We start from the raw sequence: 4,593 nt of genomic DNA, 5'->3' as shown, positions 1-4,593 counted from the left end.
ATCTCTCTCCGCCCGCGGGGGGGGGGGACCGCGGGAGCGGCCCTGCCATGACTCCGGCAAAGCCCATTGCCTCAGCTTCGGCAGAAAGCTCGATGAATTCTTCAGGGTGCACCCAACGGTCGATCGGGTGATGCAGGGGAGAGGGGCGCAAATACTGCGTGAGCGTGAGAAGATCACAGCCGGATTCATGCAAGTCACGCATGGCTTCGATGATTTCTTCTCGGGTTTCACCCATACCAAGAATCAGATTCGATTTGGTGACCATTCCGCCATCGTGGGCGCGCTGGATCATCGCGAGGGAACGCTCGTAACGGAAAGCTGGGCGAATTTTCTTAAAGATTCGCGGGACAGTTTCAAGGTTGTGGGCAAAAACTTGGGGTGCAGCTTCAATGACCATGTCGATGGCTTCGTTCGAGCCGCGGAAGTCGTCGACGAGTAACTCAATACCGGTACCTGGGCTCTTGGCACGGATTTGGCGCGTTGTCTCTGCGTAGAGCCATGCTGCGCCATCGGGAAGGTCATCTCGGGTGACGCCGGTGATGGTTGCATAGCGAAGTCCCATCTGTGCGACCGATTCAGCGATACGTCGTGGCTCATCGCGGTCGTATTCTGTGGGGCGGCCGGTGGCGATATCACAAAAATCGCAGCGGCGTGTGCAGATTGCTCCGCCGAGCAGGAAGGTTGCCTCGCGGTCTTCCCAGCATTCGTAAATATTGGGGCAGCCGGCCTCTGCGCACACTGTATGCAGCCCTGCGCCGCGTGCAAGAGAACGCATGTCCTGGTAGTTCTCACCAGCGCGAGCAGTTGTACGAATCCATTCAGGCTTGTGCTCGATTGGGGTTTGTGCGTTGCGAACTTCAACGCGCAGCAGCTTGCGTCCTTCGGGATCAGGCAGGGTGCTCATTGCGTGGGTCCTTCCGACTGTAATTCCGACGAGGCCGTCGGTGCGAATGCGCCAGCGGGGGCTTCTTCCCAGTGAATTGGCTCTGGGCGCGTGGCTAATTGAGGGGTAATGGACTGAATCAGGTGGGGGACAAGCAGATGGGCAGCATGAGGCACATCTGAGTAGATTCCCTCCCATGAGAGTGAAGCGACGTCGGCATCAGCTAAGCCGCAAGGAATAATTCCGCTAAAGGCATGTGCGGGATCAATCGCCACGTTCAGAGCGATTCCGTGCATGGTTGCGCCGCGTGCAACTTTGAGGCCGATCGCGCAGATCTTTCGATCTCTGCCTTGGGATCCGCGCAGCCAGACTCCGGCTCTTCCTTCGATTCGTTCGACGGGAAGTCCCCACTCTTTTCGTAGGGTTTGAAGAACGCCATTTTCTACACTTCGGATCCAAGCGTAGAGGTCCACTGGTTCTCTCAAGCGAACAATCGGGTAGATAACAACTTGTCCGGGGCCATGCCAGGTGGCGGATCCTGCTCTGTCGACGTGGATGATGGGCACAGTTGAGTCCGGGATATCTTCGGGTTTCGTGTGACGTCCCGCAGTCCACGCGGGTGCGAACTCGGCAACGATCAGAGTGTCTTCGGCCTGTCCTGAGGCCACTTGGTCGTGAAGAACATGCTGGAAGTCATTCACGGCCGAATAATCGGTGAGTCCGCTAGGGATGAGGTTTAAAATCCGCACCCCTCAATTTTAGTTGCGGGTAATTCGCGTGTCTTGGTTAGCGAGTGGGACATTCGTCCTATCGATGTGACCTGTCAGTCACCCGGCTACACTAAAGCTATGACGAAGTGGAATGTTGGTGACGTTCGTTCGCTGATGAATCAGTGGTATCCGCCTGAAAGTGCCCATGGATGGGACAAGGTCGGATTAATTACCGGAGGACCACAGACTCAGGTTGATCGAATTCTTCTTGCGCTAGACCCCACCCAGGCAGTGGTCCAGGAAGCGCTGCAGTGGGGTGCAAATATGATTATCACTCACCACCCCTTGCTGCTCAGAGGAGCCTCCTTCCTCAATCAAGAAAGTGCGAAGGGGCGGATCATCTCCGCGCTGAATCGCCACGAGATTGCGCTCTTTAATGCTCATACCAATGGTGACGTCGCACAAGATGGCGTTGCGCAGGCCTGTGCGCAGGCACTGGAGCTGAGTGATATCGAAGTACTTTTACCCGAATGCGTGAATGCTGATGGCCAAGCGATCGGTTTGGGAAGGATTGGCTCCATCAAGCCAACACCTTTGCGTGAGTTCGCTTATACGGTTGCACGGGTAATGCCGAAAGGCCCAACGGGCCTCTTGGTCGGAGGAGAACTTGACACTCTGGTTCGACGTGTGGCGGTTAGTCCCGGTGCTGGAGACTCGATGTTTGATGCTGTACGTGCCAGTGACGCTGACGTATTTATTACCGCTGATCTACGTCATCATCCCGCCAGTGAATTCCTTGAAGATGGTGGCTGCGCTCTGATTTGTGCCAGCCATTGGGCAACAGAAAGCCTGTGGCTTCCTGTCCTTGCACAGAAACTGAGGGAAGAAGCACGCCGCTTGGCTATCACCTGCGAGGTGAAAGTCTCTACCATTGTCACAGAACCTTGGAGCCTACATCTGGATACGGAGGGAAGTTACCTGTGAAAGCGCCTCATCCTCAGCAACTTGTCCTGCTTGAGCTACAAAAGCTAGACCAGAAAGAATCTGCCCTGCGCCACCGTCGCCAGGCTCATCCCGCACATGAGACAGTTCGAGAGCTTGCTGGACGTCTTGCTGACCTGCAACGCGCCGCGGTAACGCAAGGAGCCGTCATTTCAGACTGCGAACGTGAGGTGGCCAGGATCGAGAATGATATCCAACGCGTCAAGGCTCGTCGCGATCGTCAGAATGAGCGTATCGAAAAGAACCAGGTTCCCCTGCGTGATATTAATTCGATGCAACACGAAATCGCTCAGATGGATTCGCGTATTTCCCGTCTTGAAGAAGAGCAGGTCGCTGCTGAAGAGCGCACGGAATCAGCACGCGCCGCCCGTGAGCAGATGAATGCGGAAGCTCAGGCTATTGAGGCGGATATCGAAGCAACTAAGGCGCGCTTCCTCGAAGAGGTTGCTCAGCTAGATGATGAGCTTCGCGCAATGATTGCTCAGCGTCGTGAACGTGCTGGCCAGATTGATCCCGAGCTTCTTGACGAATATGAGAGCGTGCGTTCAAAGAATGGGGCGCTCGCGGTGATCGAAGTCCGTGATGGGAACCCAATGGGCTTCGCAGAGCTCTCTCCTATGGAACTTGAGCGTATTCGCCTAACTCCCGCCGATGAACTCTACTTTGCCGAGGAAACCGGTCAGATCGTCGTGAGAACCCGAGCCTAGATCTTTAGTGGAGCTAGAGCTCTCAGTCCTCGACTGTCACCAACGTGAGGGTGCGCGTACTTCCTCCCTGGGAGGTAGCTTTTGCGGGAGAGACTTCGATTTCTTTCACATGACTTGTGGCGCCGCGTGCATCACGAGATCGTAGCTTTGGTGTTACTTCGGCTAGGACATCTTCCAAATCGCTAGCGTTTTCAATTCCGCCGCATCGCAAAGCTAGTGCTCCGCTGAGTATTCCGCGCCATTTTTTCGCATTGTGAGAGACAACGGAACGTTTTCCGTTCCGTAGGCGTTCAACGCGAACTTCCCACAGGTGTGCCCACGGCGCCAGACAGGCCTGCTTGTAGTCACTTGAGCGGCAATCAAGAACGAGCTTTTCAGAATAATCTTCTGCGAGCGCGCTGCCCAGGACTGACTTCCACAAGGAGGTGACGTTTCCAAGCGTGGGGAGCTTTGTTCCCATCGCAAGGCGGTGTAAAGGAATGAGGTCAGTTGGCTTCAACGCGCCAAATAGTCCTGAGAAGATCGTGATGTGTTGGCTTCCTTCGCCTGTCCATGCGCGGGGTTCTTGGGCGGTAAGTGCGTCGAATAGTACGCCGTTAAAAACTGCCGACGCCGGTGCGCAGCTTTGGGACATCAGCGCTTGGTTGGCCTCAATTTCTGCTGAGTGGCGAAGACTGGCATTGAAGATCTGATGTGCCTGTTCGTCATCAGTGATTTGTGCACAGGCGTCGATGATCTTTTTACGTGTATCTGTTAAAGACGGGAAAGAGAGTGCTGAGAGGCTAAGAGATGGACCTTCTCCAGGCGGGTTCTTTCCTTCAGATGGGGGCAGCCAAATTTCCACGCCTCCACACTAGTGGGAAACGCGCTAAAATTCCCTGTGCATGTCAGTCGACTGGGCGGCCGCGCGGCTTTTGTCTCGAGGAACGTCCGGGCTCCACAGGGCAGGATGGTGGCTAACAGCCACCCGAGGTGACTCGCGGGCTAGTGCCACAGAAAACAAACCGCTGCATAGAGCAGTAAGGGTGAAACGGTGAGGCAAGAGCTCACCAGCGATACGGGTGACCGTATCGGCTAGGTAAACCCCATCCGGAGCAAGACCGAGCAGCAGACGTTAAGAGGTGCCCCTTCGTTGTCTGCGGGTAGGTTGCTTGAGACCATCGGCAACGGTGGTCCTAGATAGATGGTCGCCACTACGAATACGTAGAACAGAACCCGGCGTACAGGTCGACTGTCATGCAAGTGTGGCCGCTCGTTAACCCGAGCGGCCACACCTTTTAGGCAGAAACTG

5 protein-coding genes and 1 other RNA gene are annotated in these 4,593 nt (G+C 55.5%); 3 read left to right on the top strand and 3 right to left on the bottom strand.

What is annotated here, in order from left to right:
- Positions 1–904 (bottom strand): lipoyl synthase (gene lipA / locus QZR18_RS08220; protein ID WP_295910894.1); only part of this gene is annotated, 904 nt, incomplete at its 3' end.
- Entirely contained in the window at positions 901–1,632 is a 732-nt protein-coding gene (gene lipB / locus QZR18_RS08215) for a lipoyl(octanoyl) transferase LipB (protein WP_178707147.1), read from the bottom strand. The genes lipB and lipA, both read right to left, overlap by 4 nt.
- Positions 1,633–1,731: 99 nt before the next feature.
- Between lipB and QZR18_RS08210 the strand changes: the two genes are divergently transcribed.
- Positions 1,732–2,577 (top strand): Nif3-like dinuclear metal center hexameric protein, encoded by an 846-nt coding sequence (locus QZR18_RS08210; protein ID WP_178707144.1) that lies wholly within the window; start codon positions 1,732–1,734, stop codon positions 2,575–2,577.
- Positions 2,574–3,302, top strand: coding sequence for a zinc ribbon domain-containing protein (locus QZR18_RS08205; protein WP_178707141.1), 729 nt, complete (start codon positions 2,574–2,576; stop codon positions 3,300–3,302). The genes QZR18_RS08210 and QZR18_RS08205 overlap by 4 nt, the downstream gene beginning before the upstream one ends.
- A 22-nt stretch (positions 3,303–3,324) precedes the next feature.
- Here the strand turns inward: QZR18_RS08205 and yaaA are convergent, their stop codons facing one another.
- Positions 3,325–4,146, bottom strand: a complete 822-nt coding sequence (gene yaaA / locus QZR18_RS08200; protein ID WP_178707138.1) for a YaaA family protein — start codon at positions 4,144–4,146, stop codon at positions 3,325–3,327.
- Positions 4,147–4,189: 43 nt separating this feature from the next.
- On the opposite strand from yaaA, the gene rnpB reads away from it, so the two are divergent.
- An RNA gene (gene rnpB / locus QZR18_RS08195) (RNase P RNA component class A) lies at positions 4,190–4,541 on the top strand.
- Positions 4,542–4,593 lie beyond the last annotated feature (52 nt).

Source organism: uncultured Actinomyces sp. (assembly GCA_900541895.1).
Lineage (GTDB): Bacteria > Actinomycetota > Actinomycetes > Actinomycetales > Actinomycetaceae > Pauljensenia.
Note: the sequence above shows the minus strand (reverse complement) of the source record. Positions and strands in the feature narration are given on the sequence as shown.

Excerpts from the sequence above, each read along its gene's own strand:
- QZR18_RS08210 (WP_178707144.1), top strand. The coding sequence starts at position 1,732 with ATGACGAAGTGGAATGTTGGTGACGTTCGTTCGCTGATGAATCAGTGG.